Source organism: Staphylococcus ratti, assembly GCF_020883535.1.
Classification (GTDB): domain Bacteria; phylum Bacillota; class Bacilli; order Staphylococcales; family Staphylococcaceae; genus Staphylococcus; species Staphylococcus ratti.
In genome coordinates this window covers 154,976-173,582 of record NZ_CP086654.1, presented here as the reverse complement: position 1 = coordinate 173,582, position 18,607 = coordinate 154,976, and the positions used below count along the sequence as shown (strand labels likewise).

The 18,607-nt window shown below is 38.6% G+C and carries 10 protein-coding genes and 2 pseudogenes; 4 read left to right on the top strand and 8 right to left on the bottom strand.

From position 1 onward, the window contains the following. Positions 1–932: 932 nt before the first annotated feature. A pseudogene (locus LN051_RS11460) lies at positions 933–6,971 on the bottom strand (hypothetical protein); the annotation flags it as partial. Between the two features lie 625 nt (positions 6,972–7,596). Between LN051_RS11460 and LN051_RS11410 the strand changes: the two are divergent. Beyond that, entirely contained in the window at positions 7,597–7,746 is a 150-nt protein-coding gene (locus LN051_RS11410) for a hypothetical protein (RefSeq protein ID WP_250646360.1), read from the top strand. Between the two features lie 707 nt (positions 7,747–8,453). Here LN051_RS11410 and LN051_RS11455 read toward each other — a convergent pair. Continuing rightward, a pseudogene (locus tag LN051_RS11455) lies at positions 8,454–8,591 on the bottom strand (KxYKxGKxW signal peptide domain-containing protein); the annotation flags it as partial. Between the two features lie 751 nt (positions 8,592–9,342). Between LN051_RS11455 and LN051_RS00715 the strand changes: the two are divergent. Then, a complete protein-coding gene (locus tag LN051_RS00715; RefSeq protein WP_229292726.1) occupies positions 9,343–10,935 on the top strand; it encodes an L-lactate permease in 1,593 nt (530 codons plus the stop codon). A gap of 52 nt (positions 10,936–10,987) precedes the next feature. Here LN051_RS00715 and LN051_RS00710 read toward each other — a convergent pair whose 3' ends face one another. The 4 genes from LN051_RS00710 to bioD are packed head-to-tail and all read right to left on the bottom strand — an operon-like array spanning position 10,988 to position 14,792. Next, positions 10,988–11,668 (bottom strand): 6-carboxyhexanoate--CoA ligase, encoded by a 681-nt coding sequence (locus tag LN051_RS00710; RefSeq protein ID WP_229292725.1) that lies wholly within the window; start codon positions 11,666–11,668, stop codon positions 10,988–10,990. After that, positions 11,661–12,773: an aminotransferase class I/II-fold pyridoxal phosphate-dependent enzyme gene (locus LN051_RS00705; protein ID WP_229292724.1), complete on the bottom strand. Its 1,113-nt coding sequence runs from the start codon at positions 12,771–12,773 to the stop codon at positions 11,661–11,663. The genes LN051_RS00710 and LN051_RS00705 overlap by 8 nt, the downstream gene beginning before the upstream one ends. Before the next feature lie 5 nt (positions 12,774–12,778). After that, positions 12,779–14,125: an adenosylmethionine--8-amino-7-oxononanoate transaminase gene (bioA, locus tag LN051_RS00700; RefSeq protein ID WP_229292723.1), complete on the bottom strand. Its 1,347-nt coding sequence runs from the start codon at positions 14,123–14,125 to the stop codon at positions 12,779–12,781. Further along, on the bottom strand, positions 14,100–14,792 hold the full coding sequence (gene bioD, locus LN051_RS00695; RefSeq protein WP_229292722.1) for a dethiobiotin synthase: 693 nt from the start codon (positions 14,790–14,792) through the stop codon (positions 14,100–14,102). The genes bioA and bioD overlap by 26 nt, the downstream gene beginning before the upstream one ends. Positions 14,793–15,005: 213 nt before the next feature. Between bioD and LN051_RS00690 the strand changes: the two genes are divergently transcribed. Next, positions 15,006–15,446, top strand: coding sequence for a LytTR family DNA-binding domain-containing protein (locus LN051_RS00690; RefSeq protein WP_229292721.1), 441 nt, complete (start codon positions 15,006–15,008; stop codon positions 15,444–15,446). Beyond that, positions 15,443–15,895, top strand: a complete 453-nt coding sequence (locus LN051_RS00685; RefSeq protein ID WP_229292720.1) for a DUF3021 domain-containing protein — start codon at positions 15,443–15,445, stop codon at positions 15,893–15,895. The genes LN051_RS00690 and LN051_RS00685 overlap by 4 nt, the downstream gene beginning before the upstream one ends. Positions 15,896–15,926: 31 nt before the next feature. Here LN051_RS00685 and uidA read toward each other — a convergent pair whose 3' ends face one another. Further along, on the bottom strand, positions 15,927–17,735 hold the full coding sequence (uidA, locus tag LN051_RS00680) for a beta-glucuronidase (RefSeq protein ID WP_229292719.1): 1,809 nt from the start codon (positions 17,733–17,735) through the stop codon (positions 15,927–15,929). Between the two features lie 21 nt (positions 17,736–17,756). Then, on the bottom strand, positions 17,757–18,599 hold the full coding sequence (locus tag LN051_RS00675) for an SDR family oxidoreductase (RefSeq protein ID WP_229292718.1): 843 nt from the start codon (positions 18,597–18,599) through the stop codon (positions 17,757–17,759). Positions 18,600–18,607: the final 8 nt, after the last annotated feature.

Sequence of the window (18,607 nt, the reverse complement as noted above, 5' to 3'; positions counted from 1 at the left end):
CTGTTCGATTCGCTCAATGAAATCGATGTGCTTGTTGACTCTGATATTGATGTCGATTCAGAAGTTGATGTACTTGTACTTTCTGAAACCGATGTCGATTCTGATGTTGAGTCGCTCAAAGAAGTACTCAATGACGTACTGATTGAATCGCTTAATGAAATCGAAGCACTTGTTGACTCAGATTCTGATGTTGATGTACTTTCGCTTGCTGAGTTTGAAACTGATTCCGACTCGCTTGCTGATGTTGATGTACTAATCGATTCACTTAATGATGTGCTCTCAGATGTACTTGCTGACTCTGAACCACTTAACGAATCTGAAGCACTTGTTGAGTCAGAGGCTGAAATCGATGTGCTCACTGATTCACTCAATGAAATCGATGTACTTATACTTTCAGAAACCGATGTTGACGTGCTCTCACTTAATGACGCTGATCCAGAGATTGATACACTCGTTGATTCTGAATCGCTTAGTGACGTGCTTATTGAGTTTGAAGTACTAGTCGAATCACTTAAAGACGTACTTGTCGAACTGCTCTCTGATACGCTTGCCGATTCTGATAATGATGCACTTTCTGATTCCGAACCACTTAACGAAGTTGATGCACTTTCGCTTGTAGATATACTCAACGAAGTTGACTCACTGATTGATTCCGACACTGAAGTACTTGTCGATTCGCTGTTCGATCCGCTCAATGAAATTGATGTACTTGTTGACTCTGAACCACTTAATGAAATTGACTCAGATGCTGATGTACTTATACTTTCAGAAACCGATGTTGACGTACTCATTGATTCTGAGTTGCTTAGTGATGTGCTTGTTGAGTTTGAAGTACTAATCGAATCACTTAATGAGATTGAAGTACTTGTACTTTCAGACGTTGATGTACTCATTGAAGCTGAGTTGCTTAGTGATGCGCTTATCGATTCAGAAGTTGATACGCTTTCTGAATTACTCAATGAAATACTTTCAGATGCTGATGTCGATGCACTTGCACTCTCTGACTCTGAACCACTTAATGATGTGCTCTCAGAAATGCTTGTTGACTCAGATTCTGATATTGACACACTTTCGCTTGTTGAGTTTGAAACAGACTCTGATTCACTAACTGATGTTGATGTACTAATCGATTCACTTAATGAGATTGAAGTACTTGTACTTTCAGAAACCGATGTTGACTCGCTAATTGACTCTGACACTGATGTACTCAACGAAGTTGACGTGCTTACACTTTCTGATTCTGATGTCGATGTGCTTGTGCTCACTGACTCTGAACCACTTAATGATGTGCTCTCAGAAGTACTTGTTGACTCAGATTGTGATATTGACGCACTTTCGCTTGCTGAGCTTGAAACTGATTCCGACTCGCTAGCTGATGTTGACGTACTTATCGAATCACTTAATGAGATTGAAGTACTTGTACTTTCAGACGTTGATGTACTCATTGAAGCTGAAGTGCTTAGTGACGCACTTGTCGATTCAGAAGTTGATACACTTTCTGATGCTGAAATAGACGTCGATACGCTTGCACTCTCTGACTCTGAACCACTTAATGATGTACTCTCAGAAATGCTTGTTGACTCAGATTCTGATATAGACGCACTTTCGCTTGCTGAGTTTGAAACAGACTCTGATTCGCTTGCTGATGTTGACGTACTTATCGAATCGCTTAATGAGATTGAAGCACTTGTTGACTCAGATTCTGACGTTGATTCACTTACTGAATTACTCAATGAAATACTTTCTGATTCTGATGTTGATGCACTCTCTGATACTGATGTGCTCTCAGATGTACTTGCTGATGCACTTACTGACTCTGACGTTGACGTCGATGCAGAGTTAGATGCACTTATTGATTCTGAATCACTTAGTGAAACTGATTCTGATGCGCTTACAGAATCACTCAACGATGCTGACTCGCTGATTGACTCTGAAGTACTTTCTGACACTGATGTACTCATTGAAGCTGAAGTGCTTAGTGACGCACTTGTCGACTCAGAAGTTGATACGCTTTCGGATGCTGATGCCGATGCGCTTGTACTTACTGACTCTGACCCACTTAGTGAAATTGATGTGCTTGTCGACTCAGATTCTGATGTTGATGTACTAATCGATTCACTTAATGAGATTGAAGTACTTGTACTTTCAGAAACTGATGTACTCAACGAAGTTGACATGCTTACACTTTCTGATGCTGAAATAGACGTCGATACGCTTGCACTCTCTGACTCTGAACTACTTAATGAAATTGAAGCGCTTGTCGACTTAGATACTGATGTTGATGTACTTTCGCTTACTGAGTTTGAAACTGATTCTGACTCGCTAGCTGATGTTGATGCGCTCGTTGATTCTGAAGTAGATACGCTTTCTGAATTACTCAATGAAATACTTTCAGATGCTGATCCTGAAGCACTCTCTGATACTGATGCACTTTCGCTTGTTGAGTTTGAAACTGATTCTGATTCGCTAGCTGATGTTGATGCACTTGTACTTTCTGAAACCGATGTCGATTCAGAAACTGATGCGCTTTCGGATGCGCTTACAGAATTACTTAACGATGTTGACTCGCTGATTGATTCTGATGCTGATGTCGATGCGCTTGCTGAATTTGAAACAGATTCCGATTCGCTAACTGATGTTGATGTACTCATTGAAGCTGAAGTGCTTAGTGACGCACTTGTCGATTCAGAAGTTGATACGCTTTCTGATGCTGATGCCGATGCGCTTGTGCTTACTGACTCTGACCCACTTAGTGAAATTGATGTGCTTGTTGACTCAGATTCTGAAGTTGATGTACTTTCGCTTGTTGAGTTTGAAACAGACTCTGATTCGCTAAATGATGTTGATGTACTAATCGATTCACTTAATGATGTGCTCTCAGAATTACTTGCTGATTCTGATGTTGATGCACTTGTACTTTCAGAAACTGATGTCGATTCTGATAATGATGTACTCAACGAAGCTGACGCACTTGTCGACTCAGATTCTGATGTTGATGCACTTTCGCTTGCTGAGTTTGAAACTGATTCTGACTCGCTAGCTGATGTTGATGCGCTCGTTGATTCTGAAGTAGATACGCTTTCTGAATTACTCAATGAAATACTTTCAGATGCTGATGCTGAAGCGCTCTCAGATGTACTTGCTGAAGCACTTACTGACTCTGATGCTGATGCACTTTCGCTTGCTGAATTTGAAACAGATTCTGATTCGCTTGCTGATGTTGATGTACTAATCGAACCACTTAATGATGTGCTCTCAGAAATGCTTGCTGATTCCGAACCACTTAATGAAATTGATGTGCTTGTCGACTCAGATACTGATGTTGACGCACTTTCACTTGCTGAGTTTGAAACAGATTCCGATTCGCTTGCTGATGTTGAAGTACTTGTACTTTCAGAAACCGATGTCGATTCAGAAACTGATGTGCTTACAGAATTACTTAACGATGTTGACTCGCTAATTGACTCTGACACTGATGTACTCAACGAAGTTGACATGCTCTCACTTTCTGATGTTGAAATAGATGTCGATACGCTTGCACTCTCTGACTCTGAAGCACTTAACGAAGCTGACGCACTTGTCGACTCAGATACTGATGTTGATGCACTCTCTGATACTGATGTGCTCTCAGATGTACTTGCTGATTCAGATGTTGATGTGCTTGCTGAGCTTGAAACTGATTCTGATTCGCTAGCTGATGTTGACGTACTTGTCGATTCGCTTAATGAGATTGAAGTACTTGTACTTTCAGACGTTGATGTACTCATTGAAGCTGAATTGCTTAGTGACACACTTGTCGATTCAGAAGTTGATACACTTTCTGATGCTGAAATAGACGTCGATACGCTTGCACTCTCTGACTCTGAACCACTTAATGATGTACTCTCAGAAATGCTTGTTGACTCAGATTCTGATATAGACGCACTTTCGCTTGCTGATGTGCTTGCACTTTCTGATACAGACGTCGATGTACTGTTCGATTCGCTCAATGAAATCGATGTACTTGTTGACTCGGATATTGATGTTGATTCAGAAGTTGATGTGCTTATTGATTCTGAAGTACTGATCGAACCACTTAACGATGTGCTTGTCGAACTACTCTCTGATACGCTTGTCGATTCCGATACTGATGCACTCTCTGACTCTGAACCGCTTAACGAAATTGAAGCGCTTGTTGACTCAGATTCTGATGTTGATGTACTAATCGATTCACTTAATGAGATTGAAGTACTTGTACTTTCAGAAACTGATGTTGACTCGCTAATTGACTCAGATACTGATGTTGATGCACTTTCGCTTGTTGAGTTTGAAACTGATTCCGACTCGCTTTCTGAATTACTTAATGATGTTGATTCACTTATTGATTCTGACTCTGAAGTACTCAACGAAGTTGACACGCTTACACTTTCTGATTCTGATGTCGATGCGCTTGCACTCTCTGACTCTGAACCGCTTAACGAAATTGAAGTGCTTGTTGACTCAGATTCTGACGTTGATTCACTTACTGAATTACTCAATGAAATACTTTCTGATTCTGATGTTGATGCACTCTCTGATACTGATGTGCTCTCAGATGTACTTGCTGATGCACTTACTGACTCTGACGTTGACGTCGATGCAGAGTTAGATGCACTTATTGATTCTGAATCACTTAGTGAAACTGATTCTGATGCGCTTGTTGAGCTTGAAACTGATTCTGATTCGCTAACTGATGTTGACGTACTTATCGAATCGCTTAATGAGATTGAAGTACTTGTACTTTCAGACGTTGATGTACTCATTGAAGCTGAATTGCTTAGTGACGCACTTGTCGATTCAGAAGTTGATACGCTTTCGGATGCTGATGCCGATGCGCTTGCACTCTCTGACTCTGAAGCACTTAACGAAGCTGACGCACTTGTCGACTCAGATTCTGATGTTGATGTACTTTCGCTTGCTGAGCTTGAAACTGATTCCGACTCGCTAGCTGATGTTGATGTACTAATCGATTCACTTAATGAGATTGAAGTACTTGTACTATCAGACGTTGATGTACTTATTGAAGCTGAATTGCTTAGTGATGCGCTTGTCGATTCAGAAGTTGATACGCTTTCTGAATTACTCAATGAAATACTTTCAGATGCTGATGCTGAAGCACTCTCTGATACTGATACGCTCTCAGATGTACTTGCTGATGCACTTGCTGACTCTGATGCTGATACACTTTCACTTGCTGAGTTTGAAACAGACTCTGATTCGCTTGCTGATGTTGATGTACTTATACTTTCGGATGCTGAAACAGACGTTGATGCACTGTTCGATTCGCTCAATGAAATCGATGTGCTTGTTGACTCGGATATTGATGTCGATTCTGATACTGATGTACTCAACGAAGTTGACATGCTTACACTTTCTGATTCTGATGTCGATGCGCTCGTTGATTCTGAAGTAGATACGCTTTCTGAATTACTCAATGAAATACTTTCAGATGCTGATGCTGAAGCGCTCTCAGATGTACTTGCTGAAGCACTTACTGACTCTGATGCTGATGCACTTTCGCTTGCTGAGCTTGAAACAGATTCCGATTCACTAGTTGATGTTGATGTACTTATACTTTCGGATGCTGAAACAGACGTTGATGCACTGTTCGATTCGCTCAATGAAATCGATGTGCTTGTTGACTCAGATACTGACGTTGATGCGCTCTCAGATGTACTTGCTGATGCACTTACTGACTCTGATGCTGATGAACTTACGCTTTCTGAGTTTGAAACAGACTCTGATTCGCTTGCTGATGTTGATGTACTAATCGAATCGCTTAATGATGTGCTCTCAGAATTACTTGCTGATTCCGAACCACTTAATGAAATTGATGTGCTTGTTGACTCAGATTCTGATATTGACGCACTCTCACTTGCTGAGTTTGAAACTGATTCTGATGCAGAAATTGAGACACTCGTTGATTCTGAATCGCTTAGTGACGCGCTGTTCGATTCACTCAATGAAATCGATGTACTTGCACTTTCGGATGACGAAGCCGATGTCGATTCAGAAACCGATGTGCTTTCGCTAATTGAATCACTCATCGATCCACTTTCGGATATACTTGCTGACTCTGAAACGCTTAACGAAGCTGAAGCACTTGTTGACTCAGATACTGACGTTGATGCACTTGTACTTTCTGAAACCGATGTCGATTCAGAAACTGATGCGCTTACAGAATTACTTAACGATGTTGACGCGCTGATTGATTCTGATTCTGAAGTACTTGACGACGCACTTTCTGACACTGATGTACTCAACGAAGTTGACATGCTTACACTTTCTGATTCTGATGTCGATGCGCTTGTACTCTCTGACTCTGAACCACTTAATGATGTACTCTCAGAAATGCTTGTTGACTCAGATTCTGATATTGACGCACTTTCACTTGCTGAGTTTGAAACTGATTCTGATGCAGAAATTGAGACACTCGTTGATTCTGAGTCGCTTAGTGACGCGCTGTTCGATTCGCTCAATGAAATCGATGTACTTGCACTTTCGGATGACGAAGCCGATGTCGATTCAGAAACCGATGTGCTTGCTGACGCACTTACTGAATTACTTAATGACGTGCTTGCCGATGCACTTACTGAATTACTCAACGACGTGCTCTCTGACGCACTTACTGAATTACTCAACGACGTGCTCTCTGACGCACTTACTGAATTACTCAACGACGTGCTCTCCGACTCACTTACTGAATTACTTAACGACGTACTTGCCGACTCACTTACTGAATTACTTAATGACGTGCTTGCTGATTCACTCGCTGAATTACTTAATGACGTACTTGCCGATGCACTTACTGAATTACTTAATGACGTGCTCTCTGACGCACTTACTGAATTACTTAACGATGTGCTCTCTGACGCACTTACTGAATTACGTAACGATGTGCTCTCCGACGCACTTATTGAATTTCTCAACGACGTACTTGCTGATTCACTCATTGAATTTCTTAATGACGTGCTCGTTGAAGCGCTTAATGAGTTACTGAGTGATGTACTGATTGAAGCACTTAACGAATTGCTCAATGAAGCACTTTGAGAAGCTCTTATCGAGTTGCTGATCGACGTGCTCATGGATGCACTCAATGAGTTACTTAAAGAAGCACTAATTGATGCACTCGTTGAAGCACTTAACGAATTGCTCAATGAAGCACTTTGAGAAGCTCTTATCGAGTTGCTCAACGACGTACTTGTCGATGCACTCGCTGAATTACTAATTGATGTACTTGTTATAGGTTCATTACCTCTAATGGTATCTTGGAAATAGTTAGGGTAATATGCGTTATTTCCGCTTTGACTCGCGAATGGTGAAAAAGTCCAGTTTAAATTACCGTTAGGATTAGTAATTGGCACTGTAAAAGTAGACATCAGCGCACTTCCTTTACGGGCATAAAGACTATTTAATGTACGCCCATCTCCTTCCCAATAATATCCAGTAGCAGTATTTCTTATTGGTGTGTCAATTGCACTTGGCCTAACTTGAGGTTCTGGATTAGTCGAATAACCTGGCTGTGTAATAGATTGTGTTACCGACGAAGGTTGACCATAGCCATTACCTAGAGTGAGCATGGTAAACAAAGTATCATTGGCACTCTTTATCGTTGCTCGTGTATTTAATGTAGACGGTGCTTCAACAGTTGCTGTGTTAGGATTGTCATATGAAACAAAATACGTAAATTTTAATGATGTGCCATCACTTGTAACAATTAATTTGTAATAAATCGTATGCTTATACAATGTATCTGTCCCCACACCAGTATACGTTTGCGTCACTGGAGCCGTTGCCGCTGCTGTTGCAAATGTTGTTGGTGCAGCTCTTAAACTCAATGAACGTAATTTTGTAGGTGCAGTGCTTTGAGTTGTGCTATCTGATGAAGATAAAGATAGCGATGTTGATGTTGATTCTGTTGTAGAACTTGATTGACTCAACGTGGTACTTTTTTCAGATGTAGAACCACTTTGACTTACGCTTGTTGATTTACTATCTGAAGCTGTGCTGGTGCTCGATGATTGCTCGCTTGTACTTTCTTTCGTTGACGTACTTTGACTTTCCGTTGATGTTTCACTATCATGTGCGGAAGTACTTTGACGCTCTGATGACGTTGATGTCTGACTATCAGTAGACGTGCTACCTTCATCTACTGATGATGTTGATGCCTCACTTGTAGAGGAAAGTGTCGATTGGCTTTCTGTTGACGATTGCGATTGTTCGATGGCAACAGAAGTTTGGTCACCAACTGTTTGACTTTGAGCAGTTAACTCAGAGGCTACAGGTGCTTCAGAAGCAGCAAAAGCTTGTTGATCATGTAACATATTAACGGTAAACATTCCACCTGTTATGGCAGTTGTTTTGAGGGCATTTCGTTTAATAAAACCTCCGATATTTTGAGGTCCTTCTTCAGTTTTTTCTACTTTATCCGTTAAGAAAGGTAGCCCCATTAGACGGAGTAATTGAAATTCTTTAATCCCTGCTTTCACCCAATTTTTACCGGATTTGTACAATTTGACTCTTGCTTTTTCTTGACCAAAACTTCTTTTAAATTCCCTTAATTTTCTTGGCATTACAAAACTCCCGTTAATTTATTCGGGAAAAATTTTAAACCTCTTTTTCTCTTGAAAAATTCTCCCATGCATTGAATTTCTAAATACACTTTTACATAATACACTCATCTAAAGTTTTGTTCAATATTTATTCATTAAAAATCTAGTTCCACTATTTACAGTATTTAGAATTAAAGTTTGTATGAAAAAACAACTTATTGGTCGAATCTTTTTATTTGGATACTCAATCGTTAAAAGTTTCTCGAATATGCCTAAATAACGTATTTTTATTTTCAATGTATAAAGCAGACTGCTTATTCATATCACTTGTTATCCCATGTTTTGCTAATTTTTTTATACAAGCCATCTCAATTACTAATTCTAAAATTTTTTAAATTTGTAACTTTGACTGAGAAGTTTGTTGATGTTTTTAAAAGTATTCATAAGTATTAAAGCCGCTTTAGCCGTTTTTTATTCAAATCAAGATTAATACGTACATAAAATAGCGTTTGTGGCATGTGACAAATGCACAATACACTCCTTCAATAAAACCTTTTCATTTTGCAGAAAATTTCTATTTTGAAGATTGTAAAATTCCTCTTTAGGTTCAAATAATAATTTTTTGTGAAATCGTTTCGTTTAATTACAAAAACTTTAAATGTAAGGTTGAATAAATTGAGATAAACGCTTACAATTTCCATATCAATATCATCTGCTCATCAGATGTCTTTGGATGTTAGTTTATAAAATACGGGAATTTGAGGTGGAAACCATGTTAATGCTCGTTGCATTAAGTGCGGTAATTGTTCCATTTATTTGTTTAGTCTTACTACGTATGTCAGCGTTAGTCGGTATGACGATTAGTGCGATTGTAGTGATTATTCTAGGAACTTTTGCATGGGGCATAGAAAGTGGCGTTATTGCTGCGTCAATACTACAGGGGATACATAAAACATTAACGATTATTTTAATTTTATTCGGTGCACTAACGTTATTAAATACATTGAGGGAAACATCAGCTGTTGATCGCATTAATGCGGGCTTTCAAAATGTGTCAGGTGATATGCGTGTGCAAGTTATCATCGTCGCATTTTTGTTTGGATCTTTAATTGAAGGGGCTTCAGGATTCGGAACACCTGCAATGGTTACAGCACCATTAATGGTAGCATTAGGCTTTAAACCTTTAACAAGTGTCGCTACAGCGCTTATCGCTGATAGTGTTGCTGTTTCTTTCGGGGCGGTTGGTACACCTGTAATTGTTGGTTTAAGTACATTAAAAGATGCAGATGCATCACTTTTTTCTGAAACAGCAATTCGTATTACGATGCTTGATTTATTAAGTGGTATTTTAATTCCGATGATTATTGTTGTGACAATGATTGTTTTCTTTGGAAAAGAGAATAAACTAAAATCAATAATAGAAATCTTACCTTGGACACTGTTAATCGGGGCGACATACGTGATTTCAGCACTTGTTTATGCATTATTCACGGGTCCAGAGTTTGTATCTATTTTAGGCTCGTTAACAACAATTATCGTTGCTGTACTTACTGCTAAAAAAGGATGGCTCATTCCTAAAAATGAATGGAAAGATGCTTTATCTGAACTTTACGAATCTAAACCACAAACAACACATCAAATGAGTTTATTATCAGCGTGGTCACCATATCTTATCGTGGTAGCGCTGTTATTATTAACTCGTGTTGTAGAACCAGTAAAAGCATTTACAACTTCTGTTTTCAACTTATCTTGGAATAATATTTTAGGGTATGATTCTATTTCTTCAAGTTGGGAAGTTTTATACTCACCTGGCACAATTCTAGTCGTTGCTGCGTTCTTTGCGATTATTATTCAAAGAAAATCATTTAAACACTTTACGAAAGCATGTAAAGATTCAATCAAAACGATTCGTATTACAGGTATCACTTTAATTGCGACACTCGCAATGGTTCATGTCTTTAGTAACTCAGGCATCAACACGAAAGACTTAATCAGTATGCCTGAATACATTGCCAATGGTATGGCTGCTACATTTGGACAAATGTGGCTCTTCGTAGCACCATTTCTAGGCGCACTTGGTTCATTTATTACTGGAAGTGCGACGGTGTCGACACTAACATTTGCACCTGTCCAAGCTAATATCGCAGCTGCAATCGAAGGTAATACGACAACCGTTTTAGCCGCTCAAATCATTGGTGCCGCTGCCGGTAATATGATTTGTGTACACAACGTTGTCGCCGTTTGTGCAGTCGTTAATATGGCAGGTAAAGAAGGTAGCGTTATTAGAAAAACATTAGGACCCGCATTGCTTTATTGTTTACTTGCAGGTATTAGTGCCTATATCTTTACAACATTCTTCTTATAATTCAAAAAGGGGAGCGGGACAGAAATCTATTTGATTTCTGTCCCGCTCCCCTTTAATATATGACGCGCTTCGGTTGTTGTTGGCAAAAATAGAGAAATGTTTCCATGTTAAATTGATGATTCACAAAAATAACACGACCGCCTTCACGAGAGCCTTTCTTTTTCAACTCAAATAGTCTGTGATACCCCTTTTGGTTCGCAAAATAACCAGTCGTATAGTTTAAGTCATCGGAGACACATAACTCGCCAAGTACGCCTTCATTCGATTGTATAATAGAAGCGATAGACAACGCATCTTGAACACGCGCATTTAAAACGCTTTTTTCACTGCGCTGTTGAAAACAAAAGTGCGTGACACGACATCCTCGCACACCAAAATTGTCTAATCGCTCACCTGTTTGTGCATCAACTATAACCGCACCTCGGTAACATGTCTCATTTCTAATGATTTGCCATGCCTGTGCTATCGCCATTTGAGATATTCCAGTTTTTACCGCTAATGTTTCAAAGCTAAACTGTGGGTGCTCCATAATTGGAAGTGCATGCACATGCTTTACTGGCGAAGTGAGCTTTTCAATTTTCAAATTTAAAAAGTCTGCGTGACCATTTTCATGTTGAAACCCCTTTTGAAAATATGATTGAATCATATGTTCAATTTCACTTGCCTCACAAATCGTCTCAGCACCACTCAAATGTTCATGATCCTGAGATGCACGCATTTTAACACTATACACCGCCTACGCCTCCTTTTTGAAGCATATGTATCAGTTTCTGAATATCTTTACTTTTATGCCATGAAGATAGCGACATCCGCAATGTTGGTTTTTCAACTGTCGGATAACGGAATAAACTTACCCATATGCCTTCGGTTAATAATGCTTCATAAACGTCGTTCGCTTGCTTATTGTTTTTAACCTCTATTGCTTTAATCGCTGTTGACGCACCACAAGAACTCCCGAAATAATGATTAAATTCTTGAATATTGTGATGCAGACGTTCTCGTTCATTCTGCGCTTCTTCCAACGCTTCAAACTGCTGCTCGATTAAATACAAATTCATTGTCGGCATACAATTAGAATAAATAAGCGGTCGTGCCATATTAACGAGCATATCTTTAATCACTTTCGAACATAAAATAAGTCCGCCATGTGCCCCTAATCCTTTAGATAAGCTCGTCGTCACGACATCTATGTCATCATAACTCATATCATAGCCTAATCCGAAGCCATGTGAATCATCTACTACAATGATCGTATTGTCGAATTCCATCTTTAAACGACGTATCGCATCTAAATTTACCAAATGACCATTGGTAGAAAATACCGTGTCTGTCACAATTACTTTTGTGGCATTCGGATATTTTGCCATTTCTTTTTTTAACATGTCGTAATCCCGATGTGGAAAAATGACTTTTTTCACACGCGACAGATGAATACCATCTATAATGCTCGCATGATTCAATGCATCGGAAAATATGACAACGTCTTGTCGCTTAAAAATTTGAAATACCGCTAAATTTGCATCATAGCCACTGGCCATAATGAGCGCCGCTTCATACCCCAATGCTTCCCCCATCTGCTGTTCTAACTTCGTATACAATGCAGAGTTGCCACTCACTAAACGTGAACTTGCTAAATGTGACGCGTACTTTTCACCATAGGCTTGTAACTGATTAACGTCTAAAGGGCGCTGTCCTAGCCCTAAATAATCATTTGAGGTGAAGTTAAGCCATTCTTTTCCATCCTTATATATCCTTTGTTGTAGCACCGTTTCGACTTCCCTCAAATGACGATATTGTCCACGTGTTTTCAACGCTTCTAATTGCGCTTCAAACGCCACCTAAATCACTCCAAAACATCTAATAATACATTTTCAAATATTGATGTCATCTTTTTAATTTCACGTTTTGACATACTTAATACGGGCACGAACGTAACAATATTTTCCAAATTGCGTATCATTAGCCCACGTCGTTTACATTCCGAAATAATCCGTTCAACCGTCGCAATCGCTAGAGGCATTTTCTTGTCAGCATCAGCTACAAGTTCTACCGCGTACATCAAGCCTCTTCCACGCACATTACCAACATGCGGATGTGTTGCTAACTGACGTAATTGCTTGTCTAAAACTTTAGATGTTTTTTGGATATGACGGATGAGCTTGTTCTCTTCTATCATTTGAATATTTTCTAGTGCCAACGCACATACGACTTGGTTCCCCGTGTAAGTATGACCATGGAAAAACGTTTTAAGCCCGTGTTGGTCACTTAAAAACGCTTCATAAATGCGTTGAGATGTTAACGTCGCTGCTAAAGGTAAATAACCACCTGTAATCGCTTTTCCAAGACACATGATATCTGGTTCAACATTTTCATGCTCACATGCAAAGAGTGCCCCTGTTCGACCAAATCCTGTCGCAACTTCATCGACAATCATAAGTACATTGTATTTACGACAAAGTTGCTCTACCCCTTTTAAAAAACCTTCAGGATGAACAAACAAACCGGTTGCACCTTGAACAAGTGGTTCCATCACGACACCAACAATTTCATCAGCTCTTGTACGCAAAACGTGTTCAATTTGTGAAAGCACCGCATCACGCAACGCTTCTTCTGTTAGATACTGACTATGATAAAATGACGGACAAGCAACTTGAATATTTTCGAAAATCAAATCATTAAAAATCTGGTGAAATGTTTCGATTCCCCCTACACTCACAGAGCCAATAGTGTCACCATGATAACCATTTTTCAAAGTCACAAATTTATTCTTTTTACGATATTTCACTGGGTCAATATTTTTCCAATATTGATATGCCATTTTAATCGCTATTTCGACCGCTGCACTCCCGGTATCTGAATAAAATACTTTGCGCAACGACGCTGGCGTAATTTCAACTAATTTTTCAGCCAACAAAATTGATGGAATGTTAGAAGATCCCAACAATGTCGAATGGGAAATTGACTTTAATTGTTTCTCAATGGCTTTATTTAAGCGCTTATTGTTATGTCCATGTACATTAACCCATAGAGAAGCATAGCCATCTAAATAACGGCGACCTTTCGTATCATACAAATAGCTTCCTTTACCTTTTTCAATGATAATTGGATCATGTTGGCGATACACGCCCATTTGCGTAAAAGGATGCCATACATATTCTAAATTTTTATCTACAAGTGTTTGATGTTTCATGTGACATTGCCTCCTTAAAAAGCTCCAAAATATGTCCTGGGAAATCTTCTGCTTCTCCATGTTCTGGAAAAGTCAAAATGGGTTGTTGTAAGTAGGACTCAAGTGTTGTTCTGTTATCACGTTCAATGGATGTATCTTGATAACGATTCATCACAATAATATTCGACGGACACTGCTGCGTTTTGAGAAACGATTGATGCACAATCGTATCACTAATCGCACCAAGCTTTGCTGGTACAACACTTAAAATGACATCTGCCGTCGCGTTTATTAAATCCGTCGTCATAAAAAAGTGTTCTTCTGATACGTGAATGGGAACAGCAACACCGCCAGCACCTTCGATTAACACAATGTCATATTGTGCCTCAAGTGAAGTCAACTTTGCCATCACTTTATCCATATCAAAACGTTGATGTGGTTCTTGTTTAAATGCCAAATGTGGTGACACTGGCGCTTTAAACGTATACAGACTCGTCGTCTTATAATCTAAATGACATAACGTACGATAGGCTTCCAAATCTGGATACACCCCTTCTGATAATTCCTCTGTTTGAAAAGGTTTAAAAATGACAGCTGAGACGCCCATTTGGTTTAAACGTTGCCACAACCGTGTAATGACATACGTTTTTCCTACATCTGTATTTGTGCTCGTTATAAATATTCTCATTGAGATCACCTATATGTATAAAATACGTCCACCTCAACATCTTAAAACGTAAACGCATTATTGTAAACCTATTTATTATATAAGTTTACAATAGGTACACAAAACTTTTATAGCGCACTTCCTTCCGTTGAGTTTAAAAATATAACCGTTTAGTCAATTCTTCACTATTGCTAAAACTTTTATGATTTAATCAAGATGAAAGGAGTTGCAGCAATGAAACTGAGCCTTAATATCGATGAAAACATAACAGAACCTAACATAACGATTGAAGCACCAACATTAACAAACAATATTAAAACCATTATTCAATGTATTGAAGACATTGACCAAATTGAACAACTTCGCGGTTATCACGATGATTCTATTTCATTTATTAAAGTCGATGATATCTTAAGCATCAAGACTGAGCACAAACAAGTCGTCGCATTGACACAACATACGCAATATGTCATCAAATCAAGATTATATACTCTAGAAGATGTACTTCCTTCTCATTTTATTCGCATATCAAAATCGGAAATTATCAATATCAACAAACTACACAAACTATCTATCGAGCCCAATGGACTTATTAAAATGTATTTACAAAATGCGTATGAAACGTATTCTGCACGACGCTATTTAAAATCAATAAAGGAGCGATTAGAACTATGAAAAACATCAGAAAAAGCTTTTCCTTTGGTATCTTAATGGGCTTAACTTTGTCCATTATTTTTAGCCCTATTTTTGGAAGAGGCCACTATTACCCCCTATCTCCCTCTTCAACAATCGGCGAATGGTATTTTACTCATTTCAGTGAACCGATTGTTATGCTCATGATGGTCGTTATTTGGGGAATTATAGGGGTTTTATTTGGACAAACAAGTCGCATCTTTGAAGAAACAGACTGGAGTATAACCCGGATGACGTTAACCCACTTCGTTATTACGTATATCGGTTTTGTGCCTCTAGCTACATTGGCTGGATGGTTACCATTTCGTTTAGGTGGATTGCTCTCATTTACTATTATTTTTATAATGATATACATTATCGTATGGATATGTAACTATAAATCAAGTAAAAAAATGATTAAACAGATAAATCAACAAATTAAAAAAAGATAAACGAGCTAGCCTCTTCTAGCTCGTTTATCTTTTACGATTTGTAATTAAAATCAGGGATTTCATGCCATCTTTTTCTGAAATAATGTGCCACTGCTTTCGGCGCTCTTTCTCTCGTAAAAATGCCTTTTTTATTCCCTTTAACACGAATAATGCCATTACTCGTTTCAAAGTCAGCAAAATTCCAAACTTGTTCTCCTATGAAATGTTTAAATTGATCTACGACTTCATGGTTGGCTTCATAAAACTTAATTTGATATTCCTCAGTAAATAATTGATCATCTATGGCATGGAATCCAGACAATGTATCCGCCCCATATTCAGTGAACATTATTGGCTTACCTGGTTGCCGTTCTGTCCACGCTTCTAGTTCTTGATGCAATGCTTTTTTGGCAGCATCTAAATCACCTGTTTGTGTATACCATCCATAATATCGGTTTAGACATAACACATCTACTAAGTCTTGGACTTCACAATTATGTGGTTGCGCCATTAAAATTGTGACAATCGTCACCGGTCTATTTTGTGGGTCTAACTCACGCGCTAAATCAACAAAGGGTTCGAAATAGGCTTTAGCACCTTTAAGGTTTGATTCTGGTTCATTCGCAATAGACCACATGACAACGCAAGCATGGTTTTTATCACGTTCAATCAATCCTCTAATGACTTGTTCATGTGCTTCTTGTGTTTGAATCTCTTTCCAAGTATCAACAGGGTCCTTGACATCTCCTAGCGCTGCTAAGAAATTCAAATGAAGTCCAACGGCTGTGGTTTCATCAATCACTACAATACCTTGTTCATCTGCAAGTCTCATCATTTCTTCTGAATAAGGATAATGAGAAGTTCTAAATGAGTTTGCACCTAGCCACTTCATCAATTCGATATCCATAACATTCGCTACTTCATTCAACCCTCGACCATGATAATAAGTATCTTCATGTTTACCAAAACCTTTAAAGTAGAAAGGCTGATTATTGATTAAAAATTGCCCATCTTTAACTTCAATTGACCGTATACCAAAACGTTCAGTATACGTATCTATCAATTCACCATTTTGGTAAAGTTCCACTTTAAGGCGGTAAAGATATGATTTTAGCGGTTGCCACAAGTGGACGTCAGTAAGGTGAATATCACCTGATAATTGATTCTGTCTACCACAAACGTTTTGTGCTTCGTCAATAATTACAACGTTAACTTCGTCTATTTTATCGTCATTACTTGCTACTTTCACATCATAATGCACTGTACTCTCATTTGCACTTTCAACATGAGGAACAATAACAATGTCTTCAATATACGTTTTAGGTGTTGAATAAATTTTCACTGGACGATGCAAGCCAGCATAGTTAAAGAAATCAAAGTTAGGCGTATTTACTTTTTTTATTACACCTTCGTCATTTTCGATTTCTGAATAATTCCCTACCGGTAAAGTCTTATGCGTTAAAATATTATTTACTTTAACGGTTAAGCGATGCTGTCCAACCGATGCTATATCGCTAATATCCACTTCAAATGGCAGAAACCCTCCTGTATGTTGCGTAACATATTCACCGTCTAAATATACATCTGCATGATGCGTCGCTGAGCCAAATCGCAATACAATACGTTCATCTTTTAAATGCTTTGGGATTGTAAAATCGCGTTCATACCAAACATCTCCAACATGATGCCTGATTTCTTGGACAATGCCTTGATCGTTGTAAGACCCTGGAACCGCCATTACTTTATCTGTATCGAGTGGTTGTTTAATATCTATGTCCTCATTTGCAGTAGCTAATTTAAATTTCCAGATTCCTGTTAAATCGATGACTTGCCTCGTCTCCGTTACAATTGGATATAACATAATAAAATACCTCCCTTTTGTTTATACACCTGAATATGCATTAAATCCGCCATCAATAGGTAAAACTATCCCATTTACAAAGCTTGAAGCAGGGGCATAGGCTAAAAAGAGTAATGCACCAATCAGTTCATAGGGCTCACCAAATCTTCCCATCGGTGTTGCAGCTAAGATTTTTTGGGAACGTTCAGTATAATCGCCATTTTTATCTAACAGTAAGGCTTCATTTTGACTCGTTAATAAAAAACCTGGAGCGATGGCATTTACCCGAATGTTTGTTTTTGAGAAATATACACTTAGCCATTCTGTGAAATTGCTAACAGCTGATTTTGCCCCACTATACGCAGGAATTTTTGTAAGAGGTTTAAACGCGTTCATAGATGAAATATTAATAATTGTCGCTTCTTCTTTGTCTACCATATCCTTAGCAAAAACTTGCGACGGGATAAATGTACCTAAAAAGTTCAAATCAAAAACAAATCCTACATCTTTTTCATCAAGGTCAAAAAATGTTTTAGACTGACTTTTGCCATTCGGCTCATAACGTTCCTCATCCGTTGTGCCTCCAGGAGCATTACCTCCAGCACCATTAATCAATATATCAACTGTCCCAAAAACATCATGTATTTCTTTTTGAATATTTTCCATACTGGCTTTATCTGTAACGTCACCTAAAAACACTTCTACTACACCACCACTTGATCGAATTTCTTCAACAAGTTTTTCTGCTTTAGTATTCAGACTAACAATCGCAACTTTAGCACCACTTTTAGCTAAAGCTCGAGACATCTCGCTTCCTATGATACCTGCCCCGCCTGTAATCACAACAACTTTATGACTAAAATCAACTTTAAATGGTAATTTCATCCAAATGC